This is a genomic window from Tateyamaria omphalii, assembly GCF_014651375.1.
Taxonomy (GTDB): domain Bacteria; phylum Pseudomonadota; class Alphaproteobacteria; order Rhodobacterales; family Rhodobacteraceae; genus Tateyamaria; species Tateyamaria omphalii.
In genome coordinates, this window is sequence record NZ_BMWT01000002.1 from 126386 (window position 1) to 145225 (window position 18840).

Genomic DNA, 18840 nt, shown 5'->3' on the forward strand with positions numbered 1-18840 from the left:
ACCATGGAACCTTTGACATGGACCGGCCCTCTTGGGCAGTTTTTGAACCCCGCACTGTATGTGCTATCAGCCGTTTTCCTGGTTGCGGCTGTCGTCCAGATCGTCCTCGGGATCGCCACCGGTGGGTCCCGCGTCGTGACCAACCCGGATGGTACGCTCAGCTCTGCAGGAGGCGCATATGACCTGTCCTCGACCGCGACGCGTTGGCTGGGCCTTGGCCTTTTGATCGTTGTACTGGCCTATATCGTGATCGGTATTTTTACAGGCCCGCAAGTCGCCGGCATCATTGGCGGCATGAGCCAACAGCTTACGCCGGTGTGGATCGCGTTGATCCTGACATTTGCTGTGTCCATCACATTCAAAAGAAAGCTGGGTCTTTACGGCAAACTCTTCGATTCCACTGTCGGCATGGTAGGTTTCGCCCTGGTGATGTTCTGGGTCTATGCCGGTGTCATGGCTGGGCTGTTTGACTGGATCACAACCCATGACAGCCTGAGCCAAGTGTCCGGCATGAAGAACAAAGTACCGGGAACACCAATGCGGGGCGCGGAAGATGGTGAATATGCCTGGTACTTACTGGGCGGTGACAATCTGGCGCGAGATGTTTTCAGCCGTCTGTTCAAGGGCGCGTGGGTTGTGGTGCAGATCGCGCCGCTTGCTACAGTTTTTGCTTTCATGGTTGGCATCACACTGGGTCTGCCCGCCGGGTTCTACGGTGGTCGCCTGGACACACTGCTGTCGTTCCTCGCGAACCTGATCCTCGCCTTCCCGGTCATCCTGCTATTCTATCTGCTGGTGACGCCAGAGATCGTGGCAACAGGCATTCCAAACTACATGGCGACTGTCTTGTTTGTGTTCCCGTTGGTCTTCGTCGGCGTGCTCTTGAACTCGCGCTACTACACCCAACCGAGCTTTCGCACGCCTTTGTTGATTGTCGTGCTCGGGATCATGGGGTGGATGTATCTGTCGCTGATTTCCGACGCCGGTACGAAGGTGGCAGTTTTGCCTGAGTTTCTGGACCTGTTCGACATCGACCCCGGCATTCTAGTGGTCTTCGTTTCGGTTGTCTTTGTGAACGCACCCACTGTTTTCCGGATCGTCAGAGGCCTCGCGCTCGACATCAAAACGCGGGACTACGTGGCGGCTGCGCAAACACGTGGCGAAGGTCCCTGGTACATCATGTTGTGGGAGATACTGCCCAACGCACGCGGTCCGCTGATCGTCGATTTTTGCCTGCGAATTGGATATACCACCATCCTGCTGGGCACCTTGGGTTTCTTCGGGTTGGGCTTGCAAAGCGAGAGCCCGGATTGGGGCACCACGATCAACGCCGGTCGGCGCTTGTTGTCCGCCTACCCGCACCCGGCCATCGCCCCCGCTTTGTCGCTGCTCACCATGGTTCTGGGATTGAACCTGTTGGCGGATGGGTTGCGCGAGGAAAGTCTGAAGGACTGATTTGAAACTGGCGGACCGGGGGCCAGCCCCCGGACCCCCGGAGTTTATTTGGCAAGATGAAGACAGCAATCTTCACAGCCACACGGGAGAGACGAAGATGGCGAAACAGGACTATGACGGCCCAATCCTAGAGATCGACAAGCTGAGCATTTCCTTCTTCACGCGGTTGCGGGAAATTCCGGCTGTCATGGACTTTTCAGTGACGGTGAAACCTGGAGAAGCTGTCGGGCTGGTTGGTGAATCCGGATGCGGCAAGTCGACTGTGGCTCTTGGCGTCATGCAGGACCTTGGCAAGAACGGGCGTATTGTCGGCGGGTCAATCAAGTTCAAGGGCCGTGATCTGCAGCAGATGAGCGCCGAGGAGTTGCGCGACATCCGTGGTTCCGAAATCGCCATGATCTACCAGGAGCCTATGGCCTCGCTGAACCCGGCCATGAAGATTGGCAAGCAGTTGATGGAAGTGCCCATGATCCATCAGGGTATGTCCGAAAAGGACGCCTATGACCGAGCGCTGCAGGTTGTCACGGATGTCAAGCTGCCCGACCCCAAGCGCATTCTGAACAGCTTTCCACACCAGCTTTCGGGCGGTCAGCAGCAACGCATTGTCATCGCCATGGCCCTGATGTCCGAGCCATCGCTGCTTATTCTTGATGAACCGACGACGGCGCTGGATGTGACGGTGGAAGCTGCCGTGGTCGAATTGGTCAAAGATCTGGGCAAGAAGTACGGCACATCGATGCTGTTCATCTCGCATAACCTTGGTCTGGTTCTTGAGACATGTGACCGTATTTGCGTGATGTATTCCGGCGAAGCCGTTGAACGTGGTTCGATCAAACAGGTGTTTGACGAAATGCAACACCCATATACGCAGGCATTGTTCCGGTCGATCCCGCTGCCCGGTGCGGACAAAAATGCGCGCCCGCTGGTGGCCATCCCCGGCAACTTCCCCTTGCCCCACGAACGGCCGCCGGGCTGCAATTTCGGGCCGCGCTGCGATTACTTTCAAGACGGCTGGTGCAATCAAGACAACACCATTCCGATGGCGCCTGCCAACGAGGATGCAAGCCACGAAACCCGGTGCTTGCGTTTCCAGGAAATTGACTGGAATGCGCCGATCACCAAGGGGGAAAAGAAGGAAAAGGGCGAGGTTGGCGATGTTGTCCTCAAAATGGACAATCTCAAGAAATACTATGAAGTCGCAGCATCAGCCCTGTTTGGTGGCGGTGACAAGAAAGTGGTCAAGGCCAACGAAACGCTCAGCTTTGAGGCGTGCGAGTCCGAAACACTTGCCATTGTTGGTGAATCCGGGTGCGGCAAGTCCACATTCGCCAAGGTGTTGATGGGGCTTGAGACGGCAACCGAAGGCAGCATCACACTCGGCAACAAAAACATTCAGGACGTCCCAATCGAGGATCGCGACACACAAACGGTCGCGGATGTGCAAATGGTGTTCCAGAACCCATTTGACACCCTGAACCCTTCGATGACCGTCGGACGCCAGATCATTCGCGCGTTGGAAATCTTCAAGGTTGGCAAGAACGAAGCGGATCGCAAGCAGCGTATGCTTGAGTTGTTGGACCTTGTGAAACTGCCCCGCGCCTTTGCAGATCGTATGCCAAGGCAGCTGTCAGGTGGACAAAAGCAACGTGTCGGCATCGCCCGCGCCTTTGCCGGAGACGCGAAGATTGTTGTCGCGGACGAACCGGTATCGGCTCTGGACGTGTCGGTTCAGGCCGCGGTCACAGACCTGCTGATGGAAATTCAGCGCGAGCATAAGACAACGCTTTTGTTTATCAGCCATGACCTGTCTATTGTGCGCTATCTCAGCGACCGGGTGATGGTCATGTATCTGGGTCACGTGGTTGAGTTGGGGTCGACCGAACAGGTCTTTGCCCCACCCTATCACCCCTATACCGAGGCCCTGCTTTCAGCCGTTCCCATCGCCGACACATCAGTGGAAAAACAGCACATCGTGCTTGAGGGCGACATTCCGTCCGCGATGAATCCGCCCTCGGGTTGCCCGTTCCAGACCCGGTGTAGATGGAAATCGGACGTTCCCGGAGGCCAGTGTGAAAAGGAAGTTCCGCCAGTGCGCTTTCTTGCGGAAGGCCATCAGGTCAAGTGCCACTTGGCGGAAGACATCCTTGCTAAGATGGAGCCGGTTATCAAAATCGCGGCTGAATGATTACAGATATTCGGAGGCCGCAGTGTAGTTCGCAACGAACTGCCAGAACGCCGGGATGACAACCGTTTCGACCCAATAGCGCAAGTCCGTGAAATTGGCGGCCAGAACGCCAATCAGGTAAGCTGTCCAGAATTGCCATGCGCGCGGTGCTGTCCTGGAAAAGATCAATGTCCCGAGAAAGGCGAAGGGTGCAAGGACCACTGCAGCGATGTATCCAGCGATTTTGAAATCAGCCAGGATAAGGCCATAAAGCGTCAGGTAATCGAGCGTGATGATGAACAGAAAACCGATATTGCTGGCAAAAAGAAGGCCAGCGATTCCGCCGGCGATCGCTCCTGCCACCAACATGTCAAAGTGAAACCTGCGGTCCTTGTACGCTTCGTGCACAAGCTTTGCCTTTGGCGATACGACATCGCTGGCGTTACGCGCTTCGCCACTGTTAATGCGACTCAGACGTTCCTCGAATGTGGACTGACCAGGTTTCATGCGTGCCCCTTTCGCTACTGCTCAGTTCCCGGGTTACGTGCATGAAATGGCGGTTTTAAGGCAACATCGGCGCAATCAAAGGGCGCGCGAAACGAATGGCAGATCAGCTGCCCCAGATGACCTTCACGTAATTTCGAGTCTCGCGAAATGGTGGGACGCCGTTGTACTTCTTCACGGCCCCCGGCCCCGCGTTGTAGGCCGCCAAAGCAAGGCGCCAACTGCCAAAGGTGCGGTACTGCGCCTTGAGGTAGCGCGCGCCGCCTTCAAGGTTCTCTGCGGGGTCGTTTCTGTCCACACCCAAACTACGCGCGGTTGCAGGCATCAATTGTGCCAAGCCGTACGCACCTTTGTGAGATCTGGCCTTCGCGTTCCAGCCACTCTCTTGCTGAACAAGCCGCAAGAACAGGTCCTCGGGCACGCCATGGCGTCGTGCTGCGTCCTTGGCCATGTTCAGATAGGGGCCGCGATACTTTCCACGATATTTCTTGGTCTCAGTGTCCCACTTGGTGGGGGTCACAACCTTGGGAGGCTGAAGACGAACAGAATTGGAATACTGCGTCGCCGCCCGGCTATCCAAAACCTTGGTTTGAGATTTGAACAAAGAACCGCGGTTTTTCGTGGAAAGCGTCTGCGCCGCTCCAGCATCAACCATGAAGGCGGCGATAATCGCCCCAGCCCAGAGTGCTCGCATCGTTTCCCGTCCCCAGATCGTACACTGCCACCGTTTCTCGCCGCGCAATATACGGCTTTTTTGCCAACTTTCCACCTCCGAGATTTAAGTCTGCATTAACCACGTGTAGTCTAGCCAGAACTTTAGGCCGCGGCACGGAATCAGCCCGGCATGGGACAAAGGGGAAGAACATGGCAGGGTCCGTCAACAAGGTCATTCTGATCGGCAATCTGGGGCGTGACCCCGAGGTGCGGACATTCCAGAATGGTGGCAAGGTGTGCAACCTGCGCATCGCAACATCCGAAACGTGGAAAGATCGCAATACCGGCGAACGCAAGGAACGCACGGAATGGCATTCTGTTGCGATCTTCTCCGAGCCACTGGCGCGGGTGGCAGAGCAATATCTGCGCAAGGGCTCAAAGGTATATCTTGAAGGCCAGCTCGAAACTCGAAAATGGCAGGATCAATCAGGTCAGGACCGGTATTCGACTGAGGTTGTCCTTCGACCCTACACCTCGACCCTGACCATGCTTGATGGCCGCGGCGAAGGTGGTGGCGGAGGGAACTTTGGCGGCGGCGGTGGCGGCGGCCAGATGGGCTATGATGATCGTGACGGCGGCTATGGCGGTGGCGGCAGCAGCAGCCAACCCAGCCCGGCCCCAAGCCGAGATCTGGATGACGAAATCCCTTTCTAAATCGCTTTTTCCAGACCAAAAGGCCCGCGCTCAAAACGCGGGCCTTTTGCCGTTCAAATACCGCGCCTAGTACAGCGTATCGCGATAAAGCTTTTCGACCGCATCCTGACCGGTGCGTTCGTCCGGAAGCGATGTGTGATCCTTGAGCATTTCAAGCAGTGTCGCGACCGGGCGGTTTGAAGGCCAGCTTTCAGGTTTCCAAAGGCCCGCCCGCATAGGCGCCTTACCGCAGTGGGTATAGATTTCATCTGCCGTGATACGCAGCACCGTCTTTGGGCTCCTCCCATTCACCTGAAACTGGTCGCATAGCACAGGATCATCGCTGATCTCGGCCGTTCCATTCACACGCAGGGTCTCATCCACGGTCGGAATAAGGAAAAGAAGCGCCACTTTCGGATGCGCCAGAATGTTCATCAAGCTGTCGATCCGATTGTTGCCTGGACGATCCGGCAACAGCAGCGTTGTGTCGGACTCAACCGTTACAAAACCCGCTGGATCGCCTTTCGGCGAAATATCCAAATTTTGACCATCAGATGTCGCCAGCACAAGAAAGGTTGAGTGTTCGATGAATTGTCGGCAATGCGCATCAAAGGCCGAGATAACCTTTGCGGCTGCCCTTTGATGAACTTCTCCGTACAGTTCCCGCAGTCTTTCCGGCGTCATCTTCCAATCTCCCTTCTAAAATCGTTACCTGCCCTGCAGTGCATCCTCCAAAACGGCCATCACTGCATCCTTCGGAACATCCGAAGTGACAAAGGCCTGACCTATGCTGCGCGCGAGGATAAAATTCAGTGTGCCGGCAACGACTTTCTTATCCTGGTCCATCAAGTCCAACAGACCGGCCGCATCGGGTAGATCACCGGGAATGTCGGTGATGTCGGCCTTCATCCCCATTGTCTTGATATGCGCACGCACCCGGCTGGGATCTTCCTGCGAACACAGCCCTAGTCGCGCCGACAGTTCGAACGCCAGGCCGCACCCGACCGCAACTCCTTCGCCATGCAGCAACCGGTCTGAATATCCAGTTGCCGCTTCCAACGCATGGCAGAACGTATGACCGAGGTTCAAAAGCGCCCGATCACCCTGCTCTGTCTCGTCACGCGTCACGATCTCGGCCTTCATTTCAACGGATCGTTTGACAGCCGCCACCCGCAACGCCATATCACCTGCCGCCATCGCCGGTGCATTGCCTTCGAGCCATTCAAAAAACGCAGCGTCCCCGAGCAGGCCGTATTTCATCACTTCGCCATACCCGGCAAGGAAATCACGCTCGGACAGGGACGCCAACACATCGGTATCCGCCAGCACGAGGCTAGGTTGGTGAAAGGCGCCGGCAAGATTCTTGCCCTGCACCGTATTGATCCCGGTCTTGCCCCCCACCGAACTGTCGACCTGCGCCAACAGCGAGGTGGGCACCTGCACGAAGCGCACACCACGGCGTAGTATGGCACAGGCAAAACCCACTAAGTCGCCGATGACGCCGCCGCCAAGGGCAACAACCACATCGCTGCGTTCGATCTTTTGATCCAGCAGCCACTCGGTTACTTGGCTTAGATACGTCCAGCTTTTGGTCGCTTCGCCTGGAGGCAGCTCCAAGGCGACTGCCTCTATCCCCGCATCAGCCAACCCTGACCGCAAAGCATCCACATGCAGAGCCGCGACCCGGGTTTCCGTAACGATGGCAACGCGCAGACGCGGCAGCAGTGGCGAAATGAGTGCGCCCGCTTCGGCCAACAAGCCCGGCCCGATCAACACATCATATGCTCGATCACCCAAGGGGACATGGACTGTCTCACGCATTCGTTTTCTCCAACACATCGGGTCTTTCAACCAACAAAGTGGCAATCACACGGTCGACCATTTCCTCGATACTGAGGTTTGGCAGTGACACAACAGTCACGTCCGCCAGCGCGTAAAGCGGCACGCGCGCACTGTAAATCTCGCTCAGGGTCGCGCGCGGGTCAGGGGTGCGTAACAACGGGCGCGTATCCTTGTTACGAACCCTCTGCCACAGAAGATCAAGACTTGCATCCAGCCAGACAGACACGCCGCGCGCGGATACATTGGAACGGTTCTCTTCCGCCAGGAAAGCCCCGCCGCCAGTCGAAAGAATGCCCCGTTCTTCGTCAAGAAGACGGGAAATCACCTGTGTTTCCTTGCTCCGAAAGAACGGCTCTCCGTCGCGTTCAAAGATTTCAGGCACAGTCATGTTAGCCGCGCTTTCGATCTCTGCATCGCTGTCCAGAAATGGCACCCCCAACCTTTGCGCCAGCGCACGGCCCACTGCCGTTTTGCCCGCGCCCATCATGCCAACCATCACCACGGTCTTCTTCAGTCGAAAGCTTGCCCCAGAATTATTATTTTGCTGATTTTCGCTCATATGGATGTCAATGACGTGATTTTGCAAAAAAGGCCATATATGCTGTGAGCAAAACAAAGAAGCACCACCAAGAATTCTGGGGCAGGCAAACACATGATCCGTCTATTCAAGCTGTTGATCTTTCTCGCGATCATCGGATTTATCGGGCTGGTCGGCTATGCCTATGTGGGTGAGTACTTCGGCGCCAATTTCTCGCCCCCACAGGATGAAACGCGCGTGCCTGTCACATTGGATGCAGAATAGTCTTGGACCTCTTCTTGCCGCGCTGGTCTGCGCTGGCACCAGCCTGAGTGCTCAGGAACAGGCCACGGCACCGCTGAGCGTGATCGACTGGCTTGACACGCAAGTGGCGGCGCCTGCCAACCAGCCCGTTCAACCCGAGCCTGATGTCACATCAAGCGGCGTTATTCCGCAGGTCACCGTGCAACCGTTGAGCGATGTTGCCGCACAACGCGTTGGGCTCGCGCCTTCCAACGTGACCGGCTTGCCCGATACGCTTTGGTCCGGCAGCAACGGATCTGACTTGGCCGAAGCGGTCAAGGCTTTACCCGATACTTCGCTGCCCGCGCTGCAATCGCTGACCATGACCCTATTGCTAGCGGAGGCGAACCCGCCACTCGGGAATGCCGCCTCCTTTGATCTGGCCAGAGTTGACGCGCTCATGCGGTTTGGTGCGCTGGACCCCGCGCTTGCCTTGCTGGAACAGACCGCGGTCAATCGCAGTCCTGCGCACCTAAAGCGGTACCTCGATTTGTCATTGATCGCAGGAACCGAAGGAGGTGCTTGCGCACTGACAACACAGGACCCTGGCCTCTCGCCCGCAAGACCTTATGACGTATTCTGCTCGGCACGGGCGGGCGATTGGGACAACGCCGTGCTGGTTCTTGGGACGTCTCGCGCGCTCGGCCTTATTGAACCTGCGATGGCCGACGCTCTAGAACGGTTTCTGGATCCGGAGCTGTTCGAGGGTGAGCCGCCCCTTCCCGTCCCAGCGACGCCGGACCCGCTTGCGTTCCGTCTATTCCAGGCGATTGGCACCCCCATCCCAACACGTGGCTGGCCGGTCGCATACGCAAATGCCGACCTGTCATCCAATTCAGGTTGGAAGGCGCAGCTGGAGGCAGCAGAGCGCTTGGCCCAGCGTGGTGCATTGGGCGACAATCGCCTTCTGGGTCTCTACACACAACGTCGTCCCGCAGCATCAGGGGGAGTATGGGATCGGGTCGCCGCCGTTCAACGGTTTGACACCGCACTGGCAACAGGCAGCCCGGCCGCTGTTTCCAAGACGCTTCCGGCAGCGTGGCGCGCCATGGGGGACGCAGGTTTGCAAACCGTTTTTGCCGCACTGTTTTCGGACAGGCTGTCTGAAATGGTCCTAAGCGGAACAACTGCCGATCTGGCGTTCGAGGTTCTGTTGCTGTCACCAAATTATGAAATGGCTGCTGCAGAATTCCCGGCGCGCGCCATGCGACGCCCGGTCTTGAGCGCCATCGCATCTGGTTCCATCCCGCCGGGGCTTAGCGCCGACGGAATTGAAGGGGCCGTGGTTGCCGCTTTTTCCGATGCGGAACCGGACCCTGAAATCGTGTCGCTTGCACAGTCAGATGCACTGGGAGCTGCACTGCTGCAAAGTATCCCACTGGCGCATGCTGGCAGTTCCGGTGACGTCGCGCAGCTGACAACCGGCCTTGCGACCTTGCGCGCGCTTGGCCTTGAGGATGTGGCGCGGCGCACCGCCCTTCAGGTCCTTTTGCTGAAAGGAACAGGATGAGCGACCGTTGGATCTCGACTTTTCTGGATGCGCAGGCCGCAGAATTGGGTGCAGCGCGCAACACCTTGTTAGCCTATGGCCGCGATCTCAAGGATGTCGATGGATGGCTCGCCAGCAAAGACACAGATTTTGAAACGGCGACGACAGCCCAAATTGAAGACTACCTGATCCATTGCGATGCACAGGGGCTTGCCAAGTCCACTCGTGCCCGACGCCTGTCAGCCATCAAGCAGTTGTACCGGTTCGCATTTGAAGAAGGTTGGCGCAGTGACAACCCTGCTATTCAGATCGCAAGCCCTGGTCAGGACAAGCGATTGCCCAAAACGCTGGATGAAGGCGAGGTCGACCGCCTTTTAGCGTCGGCGCGCAGCTTTGGGCGTGACGAACATGACAGGGTAAGGGACACATGTCTGATGGAGCTGCTGTATGCCACTGGCATGAGGGTCAGCGAACTTGTCAGCCTGCCTGTTTCGTCGGCCCGGGGTGATCCGCAGATGCTGCTAATACTGGGAAAGGGCGGCAAGGAACGGATGGTGCCGCTATCCACATCAGCCCGCCTCGCCCTGTTCGACTGGATCAAATTGCGCGACGACAAGCAGCAGAAGAAAGAAGACAATGGCGCGGCACCTTCGCGGTTCCTGTTCCCTTCGCGCGGGGCATCGGGCTACCTGACCCGGCACTGGTTTTATGCCCGTATCAAGTCGCTGGCCGTTCATGCCGGGGTCGATCCGAGCAAAGTCACCCCACACACGCTACGGCACGCATTTGCGACGCATCTGCTGGCTGGCGGCGCGGATTTGAGAGCCATCCAGACGATGTTGGGGCACGCTGACGTGGCGACAACCGAAATCTACACGCATGTTGTTGACGAACGGCTGACACAACTGGTGCTGGATCATCACCCCTTGGCCAAGGACGACCGCAAATCGGGTGGCAAAACATCTTCGGACGGCCAATAACCCGATCGCAACGCCTTGTGATAGCCCTGCGTCAACCCGGCAGCTTCCATATCGGCGATGGCGCCCCCAACGTCATATGTGAGGCGGTGCAAGCTGAGCTGCCCAGATGTCAACACAGCGAATGCCGTGTCCGCGTTGCCATCATGCGGTGGCATTCCGACAACGCCCGCATTGATCCATTCGCCTCGACCGACTGCGCGCCGAAACGGAATACCCGAATGACCGGCAATCACATGATCCACTGGCCCCACGATAGCCTCCAAAGCCTGGCATTCGAGTTCGAAGACGTCGGCAGGAGACGTAGACCACAGGAACCGCGCCACATCCGTCACTCCGCCATGGATGACACCGTAGCGCGCCCCGCAATGAGAGAAGGTGACAATGTCAGGTAACGCGCGCATCCAGTCACGATCATCACTTGAGATCTGATCATCCGCAAATCGAAACCATCGGACAGACAACAGATCACATGAACTTCCCTTTTCAAATCCGCACCCGCAATCAGATGCTCCGGCTGCCAACTGGATTTCGCAGTTTCCAGCAACCACCGGACATCCAGCTGCGCGTATCGCAGCAACCGTGTCAGCGGGCCGCCCACAATACGCAACGACATCACCGGTGCAGATGACATATGCACTTCGTTTCCGAGCCTGCTCCAACACCGCTTCGGTCGCCTGAAGGTTCGAATACGGCCCACCAAAAACCAGTATCGGATCATCAATCGCACCCAGATCCTGCACGCGCATCCTGTCGCATCCCTTGATTGCGTCGTCTGCCACCCCCATAACCGATCCAAGATCAAAGGATAAATCACGAATGGAAGACCCCTCATCGACGCTCGACGCGGCGTTCTGGATCACAAGCGGTGTGATCCTTGGACTGTTGGTCCTGTCCGGTTTTTTCTCGGGTTCCGAGACCGCCCTGACCGCTGCTTCGCGAGGCAAGCTGCGCGGCCTGGCGGATCGCGGCTCGTCCGGGGCAGAAAAAGCGCTTCAGATCACAGAGGATAACGAGCGGCTGATCGGGTCTGTGCTACTGGGCAATAACCTCGTCAACATCCTTGCGACGTCGTTGGCCACGGCAATCTTTACGCGGGCGTTCGGAGAGTCAGGCGTGGCCTTGGCCACATTGGTCATGACGTTGCTGGTTCTGATCTTTGCTGAGGTGCTGCCTAAAACCTATGCAATCACAAACTCCGAAACTGCGGCATCGCTTGTCTCGCGCCCAATCTCACTGGTGGTCACGGTCTTCTCTCCGATCGTTTCGGCGGTCCGTTTGCTTGTTCGTGGTGTGCTGCGGGTGTTTGGAGTCAAGATTGATCCCGACAGCCATATCATGGCGGTACGTGAAGAGATCGCCGGGGCGTTGCAATTGGGCCATTCGGAAGGCGTCGTGGAAAAGGAAGACCGCGACCGCATCCTTGGTGCGTTGGATCTGGGCGACCGCGTGGTGGAAGAAATCATGCTGCATCGTTCGGGCATCGAAATGATCAATGCCGAGGATGACCCACAGGACATTCTCGAACAGTGTCTGAAGTCGAACCACACACGTCTGCCCGTCTACCGGGGTGAGCAGGAAAACATCACAGGCGTGATCCACGCAAAGGATCTGTTGCGTGCGATGTACCAGGTGATCGGTGGGCCCGAAGGTGAAGCAGCCGCGCTGAAGTCCTTTGATATCAGCCAGGTGGCCATGGCCCCGTACTTCGTGCCGGAAACCACCACGCTGGATGACCAGATGCGACAGTTCCTGCGTATGCGGACCCATTTTGCGCTGGTCGTTGATGAATACGGATCACTTCAGGGCCTCATCACACTCGAAGACATTCTCGAGGAAATCGTGGGCGAGATCACTGACGAGTTCGACCCGGATGGTGAACACTCCGTACAAAGGGGCGACGACGGGCATTTCCACATAGATGGCGCTATGACAATTCGCGACCTCAACCGCGCTACCGATTGGAACCTGCCCGACGACGAAGCAAACACCGTCGCTGGCCTGGTAATTCACGAGGCGCAAACGATCCCTACAGTCGGTCAGGTTTTCAGCTTCCATGGCTTCCGGTTCGAGGTGACGGCGCGAGAGGGAAACCGGATCACAGCACTCAGAATTCGAACGCTGGACTAGCTTCGTTCAAACCACCCCACCCCGACCGGGATCGGTATGCATATCCATCCATGCGCGCACATCGTCCAAGCGACCCCGCGCCACCGGTACCGTTACGCCATCGGTCAACGTCAGTTTGGAGCCTGACAATGACTGTGCGGTCTGGCGGGCAACCCAATGTGACCGATGTGTCTGAATGCCCTCGTCCAGGCTGACTTGGTCAAGAAATGTGGACATTCGCTCACGTATCGTTTCGACAGCATCCAGCGTATAAATTTCCAGGTAGTGCTCTGCCGCCTTGACCCGCGAAATCTGCGCCAGAGCGAATTTACGACCCGCCAGAGTAATGTCTCGACCTGCGCTCATGGTGACCTTTCGGGCACGTTGCGTTGGCAGCAACCATAGCAAAGCGACCGTTTCAAAAACATGCGCAACAAACACATTTCTGAGGTTCATTTGCCACGTCATTGACGCAAACGCAGGTTTGTCCGGCTCAAACAACACCGTCAATGCCCCAACCGTAATGCACGTGGACACCAGCACCAATGGTGATGACAAGACGATCAGTGGAATGGGGCCTCCGAAAACGGATCGCCAGATCCTGCAACTGGCCAGTGCATAGAACATCGACAGCGTCAGATACAAAAAGAGTGCAACAAACCAAAACGCCAATCGCAGCTGAAAACTGTCAAATTGTGGCAAAGTCACCGGATGACCGGTCGCCATGATGAAAAAACCAAAAAGCACCAAGAGCCACATCTGCCAAGACGTGTAGAGCTCGTACATTTCGCGTATCGTGAAGTGTGCTTCGCTGCCATTCGAGACAAAAACACGCACTTCGTGGTCTAGCGCCTTCTTCAACATAAAAGTTGCCTAACATGTGACGCTAATTAGAGTAAATGCGTTCCAAAGGCCTAATGGGGTGTGGGCGGCAGGCAATTCGGTTTCAGTTACAGGCCTGTATCGATTGGTACGTTTTGTCGTCCGCACCCCGCACCTTATGATCTCAGGCGCATACCATCGGGATCAAATGGTGGTTTCTCAAGTATTTTTGCCTTGTGCCTGCGTCCAAGAACCATAACGTCGACAACATGTCCCGGCTCAACGCCACGTACGAAACCCAGCGCGAGGCTCATCCCGACGCCGAAACCGTACGCACCCGAAGTGACTCGTCCGACCCCAACGCCATCCCTGAAAATTGGCTCTCCGCCCGTGGCATCCGCACCGGACGTACGCACATCCGACTCATCCAACTGCAAAAGCACAAGCGATTCGCGCGGCGGATTCGACAAGACCTTCTCGACAGCATCTTTGTTCAAGAATTCCTTATCCAGCTTGACCAGCCTGTCCAAACCAACTTCCTGCGGCCAGTACTCCGGGCTGTATTCCCTGCTCCATGATCCATAGCCTTTCTCGATCCGAAGGCTCATCAATGCGCGGCTGCCAACCGGGCCAACATCCATGTCTGCCCCGGCTTCGATCAATGACGAATACAACCGCACTTGATCTTCCGTACGGCAATGCAACTCCCACCCCAAATCACCCGTGAAAGACACGCGTAGCGCCAAGACGTTCACACCAGCCAGTTCCATCCATTTTGACCGCATAAATGGAAACGCATCAGTGGCCAACGATGTGTTTGTCAGCCGCTGCAACAGCGCACGGCTGTCCGGCCCGGCTACGTTGAAGCCGCACATTGCCTCGGTTCGACTTTCAAACGTGGTGCCATGTGGCAGCGGAACCTCTTTGAAAAAGCGCTGGTGGTAACGCTCGGCCATACCGGACCCAATGATCCAAAAGACATTTTCTTCCAGCCGCGTCACGGTGAAATCACCGGCGATCCCCCCACGTTTTCCGATCAATGGTGTAAGGCAAGAACGACCAACCTCTCTCGGCATCCGGTTGGCAAAGACCGCGTTCAGCCAATCCTCTGCTCCGGGTCCCTTGCAGACGTATTTGGCGAAGTTCGAGATATCGATGATCCCGGCCCGGTCGCGCAGCATGCGACATTCCTTGCCCACAACGTCAAACCACGCTTGGCGGCTGAAGCCCGCCGTATCCTCAACATCACCAAAGTAAAGCGGATGCTCCCAGCCGTAGTTCAAACCGAACTTGGCGCCCAGCTGCTTCTGAACCTCATAGACAGGCCTGGTGCAGACGGGACGACCCGCGTCGCGTTCCTCGCCGGGGAAATGAATCTTGAAACGGTGTGCGTACTGATCGCCGACGCGAGCTTTGGTGAACGCCTTACCTGCCCACGCGCCGAACCGAGCCATGTCCCATGCGAACATATCGTATTTCGTTTCGCCCTCAACGATCCACTGTGCTGCCAATAATCCCATGCCCCCAGATTGGGAAAAGCCAGGGATGATCCCGTTACAGCAAAAGTAACCTGTCAGCTCGGGAACCGGGCCAAACAACACATTCGAATCCGGAGACCAGATCATCGGTCCGTTGATCACTCGCTTGATCCCGGCACTTCCTACAACCGGGACCCGGTCGATGGCCCGCATCATGTTGTCTTCGATCCGTTCGAGGTCGTCGGCAAACAATTCGTGGCCAAAACCCTGCGGCGTCCCTTCCTCTGCCCAGAAGCGCACATCTTTTTCGTAGGCTCCGACCAGCAGCCCCTGCCCTTCTTGTCGCAGGTAGTATTCTCCATCCCGATCCGCGACCGAAGGCAGGCGACGATCCATTGCTGCAATCTCTGAAATGGTCTCGGTCACAAAGTACTGGTGTTCGGTGGGTTGCAATGGCAGTTCGATGCCCGCCATCGCGGCCACTTCGCGCCCCCACAATCCAGCAGCATTTACAACCCAGGGCGTTGCAATATCGCCTTTTTCCGTCCGCACGATCCAACTGCCGTCGGCCTGTTGCTCTGTCCCGGTCACGGGGCAAAAGCGGATAATCTCTGCCCCGTTCTGTCGCGCGCCGGTGGCATAGGCATTTGTTACGCCCGATGGGTCCACGTTGCCGCCGTCTGGCTCCCACATGATGCAGCGGACACCGTCATAGTTGACCAATGGATGCAGGCGTTCTGCCTCGTCCCGGCTGACCTCATGAAAATTCATCCCGTACAGCTTGGCCTTCGATGCCTGCAACCGCAGCTGATGTTCTCGCGCTTGGGTCTGCGCCAGATACAAGGACCCAGGTTGAAACACGCCACAGCCCTGTCCGGTCTCTTGCTCCAACTCCTTGTACAGACCCATCGTGTAGTGCTGTATGCGGCTGATATTGGTGCTGTCGTGCAGCCCGTGGATATTGGCCGCAGCATGCCATGTTGACCCGCTGGTCAACTCATCCCGTTCCAGCAGAACCACATCGGTCCACCCCAGTTTTGTCAGATGGTACAGGATGGAACAGCCGATGACGCCACCGCCAATCACGACGGCCTGTGCATGGGTGCGCATGAGAATGCCTTTGCCAATGTTTCGCTGACGTTCAAACTGCGCCGCGGTTCGGCCAACTGATTGCCCTATCGCGACATGCCGCGTCGCTCGCAGGAAAACACACCGCGAAATGCCCGGTCACTCGCCGCGAAGACATCCAAGGACACCGCGAGCCCCTGCGCGAATGCGCCGCCCAGCATGACAATGCAATCCGGAAGGTCGTGAGCGACACAACCCGTCGCATTCAGGCTTTCCTTGATGGCTTCCTTCGGGCTCTATCGGCCTGCCAACCAAGGGAAACCCCATGCAAAAAACAACCCGTGTCGCCGTCATCGGCGGGGGCGTCGTCGGCGCCTCCGTGCTTTACCACCTGACCAAACTCGGTTGGTCAGACGTCATGCTTCTGGAGCGGTCCGAACTGACATCGGGCAGCACATGGCACGCGGCCGGTGGCTTCCATACGCTCAATGGCGACACGAATATGGCGGCTCTGCAAGGTTACACAATTAAGCTTTACAGAGAGCTGGAAGAGCTCACAGGCATGTCTTGCGGCCTGCACCATGTCGGTGGCTTGACGCTGGCCGACAATCAGGACCGCTTTGAAATGTTATTGGCCGAACGTGCCAAGCATCGCTTTATGGGACTGGAAACGGAGATCGTCGGCCCGGATGAGATCAAGAATATCGCACCGATCACCAACACCGATGGTATCATTGGCGCGCTTTATGATCCGTTGGATGGGCATCTTGACCCCTCTGGCACGACACACGCATACGCCAAGGCTGCGCGCATGGGCGGCGCCAGCATTCACACACACACTATGGTACGAGAAACCAATCAACGCCCCGACGGCACTTGGGACGTTGTTACGGACAAAGGCACCATTCATGCCGAACATGTGGTGAATGCTGGTGGTCTCTGGGCGCGCGAAGTTGGCGCGATGGCGGGCGTCTACCTGCCCCTGCACCCGATGGAACACCAATACATTGTCACCGACGATATTGCAGAAATATACGAGCGCGGCGCCGAACATCCGCATGTCATGGATCCTGCGGGTGAAAGTTATCTTCGGCAAGAAGGGCGTGGGCTTTGCATCGGCTTCTATGAGCAACCCTGCCGACCATGGGCAGTTGACGGCACGCCCTGGACGTTCGGTCATGAACTGCTGCCCGATGATTTCGACAAGATCGAAACCAGCATCGCCTTTGCTTATCAACGCTTCCCCGTGCTCGAAACGGCCGGGATCAAATCGGTGATCCACGGTCCTTTCACATTTGCGCCGGACGGCAACCCACTGGTGGGGCCTGTGCCGGGCTTGCGGAACTACTGGTCCGCATGTGGCGTTATGGCAGGCTTCTCTCAGGGCGGTGGCGTTGGCCTCATGCTGGCCCAGTGGATGATTGAGGGCGAGACGGAACGCGATGTGACGGCAATGGATGTTGCGCGCTTCGGCAGCTGGATTTCCCCCGGGTACACGCGTTTGAAGGTAATTGAAAACTACCAAAAACGGTTCAGCGTCGCCTACCCAAACGAAGAACTGCCAGCCGCCCGCCCTAATCGAACCACTCCTATGTACGACATTTTCACTGATTTGGGCGCGGTTTGGGGTCAGCAATACGGGTTGGAAGTGCCCAACTACTTTGCCAAAGACAGCGAGCCGACCTTTGAAACCCCAAGTTTCCGACGGTCTGACGCCTTCGCGGCCACCGCGCGCGAGGTAAAAGCCGTTCGAAACGGTGTCGGCATTAATGAAGTGCACAATTTCGGCAAGTATCACGTCACGGGACCAAGAGCACGTGCCTGGCTTGATCGCATTATGGCAGGCCGTGTCCCACAACCCGGGCGCATCTCGCTTACCCCCATGCTCAGCCCCAAGGGCAAGCTGATTGGTGATTTCACCATGTCCTGTCTAAGTGACACGGAGTTCCAAGTTACCGCGAGTTACGGCGCGCAAGCCGTACATATGCGCCACTTCATTTTACATGAAGAAGAAGGCGTAACCATTGAAAATATAAGTGACAAACGAAACGGATTCCAGTTGGCCGGACCGAAAGCGCGGGATGTCCTGCAAGCGTGTACGCGCACCGATTTAGGGGACACGAAGTTTCTTGATGTCCGCCCCCTTACCGTCGGCATGACGGACTGTATTGTGCAAAGGGTCAGCTACACAGGTGATCTGGGGTTTGAAATCTACTGCGATCCCATGGCGCAGCGCCAGTTGTGGCAGACCCTTTGGGATGCAGGACAAGATCATGGAATCGTGCCGTTCGGTATGCGGGCCATGATGTCATTGCGTTTGGACAAGTTCTTTGGCTCCTGGCTGTCAGAGTATTCCCCGGACTATACAGCCGCAGAAACAGGGCTAGATCGCTTCATCTCGTGGAAAAAGAACACCGATTTCATCGGACGTGCGGCGGCAGAGATGCATCGCGCAAATGGCGCTGACCGGCAACTCTGTGCCTTCATTGTCGATGCGGATGACGCTGATGTTCACGGCTATGAACCGATCTGGATGAATGGCTCAGTTGTCGGCTTTTGCACCTCTGGCGGCTACTCACATCACGCAAATGTATCTGTGGCCCTTGGGTTCCTACCCACAAAAAGCGTGAAAGAGGGGCTAAAGGTGGAAATCGAAATCTTGGGCCAAATGCGCAAGGCCAAGATGACAAACACTGCTCTATTTGATCCAGACGGCACCCGCATGCGCGGTTAAGTTTGCCGTCGCTACTTCAAGAACGCAAACA

General features: G+C 56.9%; 16 protein-coding genes. 8 read left to right on the top strand and 8 right to left on the bottom strand.

Annotation, left to right across the window (positions count from 1 at the left end):
• Nucleotides 1-3 precede the first annotated feature (3 nt).
• Both IE087_RS06275 and IE087_RS06280 read left to right on the top strand, forming a co-directional pair.
• Nucleotides 4-1455, top strand: a complete 1452-nt coding sequence (locus IE087_RS06275) for an ABC transporter permease (RefSeq protein ID WP_189368463.1) — start codon at nt 4-6, stop codon at nt 1453-1455.
• Between the two features lie 97 nt (nt 1456-1552).
• Complete coding sequence (locus IE087_RS06280) at nt 1553-3640, top strand: dipeptide ABC transporter ATP-binding protein (RefSeq protein WP_189368464.1); 2088 nt, start codon at nt 1553-1555, stop codon at nt 3638-3640.
• On the opposite strand, the gene IE087_RS06285 is transcribed toward IE087_RS06280, so the two are convergent.
• Nucleotides 3641-4126, bottom strand: a complete 486-nt coding sequence (locus IE087_RS06285; RefSeq protein ID WP_189368465.1) for a hypothetical protein — start codon at nt 4124-4126, stop codon at nt 3641-3643.
• 103 nt (nt 4127-4229) lie between these two features.
• Complete coding sequence (locus IE087_RS06290; RefSeq protein ID WP_189368466.1) at nt 4230-4817, bottom strand: lytic transglycosylase domain-containing protein; 588 nt, start codon at nt 4815-4817, stop codon at nt 4230-4232.
• 170 nt (nt 4818-4987) lie between these two features.
• On the opposite strand from IE087_RS06290, the gene ssb reads away from it, so the two are divergent.
• Entirely contained in the window at nt 4988-5491 is a 504-nt protein-coding gene (ssb, locus tag IE087_RS06295; protein WP_189368467.1) for a single-stranded DNA-binding protein, read from the top strand.
• A gap of 66 nt (nt 5492-5557) precedes the next feature.
• Here the strand turns inward: ssb and IE087_RS06300 are convergent, their stop codons facing one another.
• From IE087_RS06300 to IE087_RS06310, 3 genes are read right to left on the bottom strand one after another with little or no spacing between them, the layout of a single operon-like run.
• A complete protein-coding gene (locus IE087_RS06300; protein ID WP_189368468.1) occupies nt 5558-6154 on the bottom strand; it encodes a pyridoxamine 5'-phosphate oxidase family protein in 597 nt (198 codons plus the stop codon).
• Nucleotides 6155-6178: 24 nt separating this feature from the next.
• Nucleotides 6179-7291: a 3-dehydroquinate synthase gene (aroB, locus tag IE087_RS06305; RefSeq protein ID WP_189368469.1), complete on the bottom strand. Its 1113-nt coding sequence runs from the start codon at nt 7289-7291 to the stop codon at nt 6179-6181.
• Entirely contained in the window at nt 7284-7871 is a 588-nt protein-coding gene (locus IE087_RS06310; RefSeq protein WP_189368470.1) for a shikimate kinase, read from the bottom strand. The genes aroB and IE087_RS06310 overlap by 8 nt, the downstream gene beginning before the upstream one ends.
• Nucleotides 7872-7964: 93 nt before the next feature.
• Between IE087_RS06310 and IE087_RS06315 the strand changes: the two genes are divergently transcribed.
• Genes IE087_RS06315 through IE087_RS06325 form a run of 3 tightly spaced genes read left to right on the top strand, consistent with a single transcriptional unit; the run spans nt 7965 to nt 10601 of the window.
• Nucleotides 7965-8114: a hypothetical protein gene (locus IE087_RS06315; protein WP_189368471.1), complete on the top strand. Its 150-nt coding sequence runs from the start codon at nt 7965-7967 to the stop codon at nt 8112-8114.
• A complete protein-coding gene (locus tag IE087_RS06320; protein ID WP_189368472.1) occupies nt 8104-9642 on the top strand; it encodes a hypothetical protein in 1539 nt (512 codons plus the stop codon). The genes IE087_RS06315 and IE087_RS06320 overlap by 11 nt, the downstream gene beginning before the upstream one ends.
• Nucleotides 9639-10601, top strand: coding sequence for a site-specific tyrosine recombinase XerD (locus IE087_RS06325; RefSeq protein WP_189368473.1), 963 nt, complete (start codon nt 9639-9641; stop codon nt 10599-10601). Before IE087_RS06320 ends, IE087_RS06325 begins: the two co-directional genes overlap by 4 nt.
• Here IE087_RS06325 and IE087_RS06330 read toward each other — a convergent pair.
• Nucleotides 10541-11461 (bottom strand): metallophosphoesterase family protein, encoded by a 921-nt coding sequence (locus IE087_RS06330; RefSeq protein ID WP_308425441.1) that lies wholly within the window; start codon nt 11459-11461, stop codon nt 10541-10543. The genes IE087_RS06325 and IE087_RS06330 overlap by 61 nt on opposite strands.
• On the opposite strand from IE087_RS06330, the gene IE087_RS06335 reads away from it, so the two are divergent.
• Nucleotides 11418-12728 carry an HlyC/CorC family transporter gene (locus IE087_RS06335; RefSeq protein WP_189368474.1) on the top strand — a complete coding sequence of 437 codons (1311 nt, stop codon included), beginning with the start codon at nt 11418-11420 and terminating at the stop codon, nt 12726-12728. The two genes, IE087_RS06330 and IE087_RS06335, sit on opposite strands and share 44 nt — an antisense overlap.
• Nucleotides 12729-12734: 6 nt before the next feature.
• On the opposite strand, the gene IE087_RS06340 is transcribed toward IE087_RS06335, so the two are convergent.
• Complete coding sequence (locus IE087_RS06340; protein WP_189368475.1) at nt 12735-13571, bottom strand: LytTR family DNA-binding domain-containing protein; 837 nt, start codon at nt 13569-13571, stop codon at nt 12735-12737.
• Nucleotides 13572-13705: 134 nt separating this feature from the next.
• Entirely contained in the window at nt 13706-16117 is a 2412-nt protein-coding gene (locus tag IE087_RS06345) for a GcvT family protein (RefSeq protein ID WP_189368476.1), read from the bottom strand.
• 283 nt (nt 16118-16400) lie between these two features.
• On the opposite strand from IE087_RS06345, the gene IE087_RS06350 reads away from it, so the two are divergent.
• Nucleotides 16401-18809, top strand: coding sequence for a GcvT family protein (locus IE087_RS06350; protein ID WP_189368477.1), 2409 nt, complete (start codon nt 16401-16403; stop codon nt 18807-18809).
• Nucleotides 18810-18840: the final 31 nt, after the last annotated feature.

Coding starts and splice junctions, on each gene's coding strand:
- IE087_RS06280 (WP_189368464.1), top strand. CDS start 1,553: ATGGCGAAACAGGACTATGACGGCCCAATCCTAGAGATCGACAAGCTG.
- IE087_RS06300 (WP_189368468.1), bottom strand. CDS start 6,154: ATGACGCCGGAAAGACTGCGGGAACTGTACGGAGAAGTTCATCAAAGG.
- IE087_RS06340 (WP_189368475.1), bottom strand. CDS start 13,571: ATGTTGAAGAAGGCGCTAGACCACGAAGTGCGTGTTTTTGTCTCGAAT.
- IE087_RS06315 (WP_189368471.1), top strand. CDS start 7,965: ATGATCCGTCTATTCAAGCTGTTGATCTTTCTCGCGATCATCGGATTT.
- IE087_RS06285 (WP_189368465.1), bottom strand. CDS start 4,126: ATGAAACCTGGTCAGTCCACATTCGAGGAACGTCTGAGTCGCATTAAC.
- IE087_RS06335 (WP_189368474.1), top strand. CDS start 11,418: ATGGAAGACCCCTCATCGACGCTCGACGCGGCGTTCTGGATCACAAGC.
- IE087_RS06290 (WP_189368466.1), bottom strand. CDS start 4,817: ATGCGAGCACTCTGGGCTGGGGCGATTATCGCCGCCTTCATGGTTGAT.
- aroB (WP_189368469.1), bottom strand. CDS start 7,291: ATGCGTGAGACAGTCCATGTCCCCTTGGGTGATCGAGCATATGATGTG.
- IE087_RS06325 (WP_189368473.1), top strand. CDS start 9,639: ATGAGCGACCGTTGGATCTCGACTTTTCTGGATGCGCAGGCCGCAGAA.
- IE087_RS06345 (WP_189368476.1), bottom strand. CDS start 16,117: ATGCGCACCCATGCACAGGCCGTCGTGATTGGCGGTGGCGTCATCGGC.
- IE087_RS06310 (WP_189368470.1), bottom strand. CDS start 7,871: ATGAGCGAAAATCAGCAAAATAATAATTCTGGGGCAAGCTTTCGACTG.
- IE087_RS06320 (WP_189368472.1), top strand. CDS start 8,104: ATGCAGAATAGTCTTGGACCTCTTCTTGCCGCGCTGGTCTGCGCTGGC.
- IE087_RS06275 (WP_189368463.1), top strand. CDS start 4: ATGGAACCTTTGACATGGACCGGCCCTCTTGGGCAGTTTTTGAACCCC.
- ssb (WP_189368467.1), top strand. CDS start 4,988: ATGGCAGGGTCCGTCAACAAGGTCATTCTGATCGGCAATCTGGGGCGT.
- IE087_RS06350 (WP_189368477.1), top strand. CDS start 16,401: ATGCAAAAAACAACCCGTGTCGCCGTCATCGGCGGGGGCGTCGTCGGC.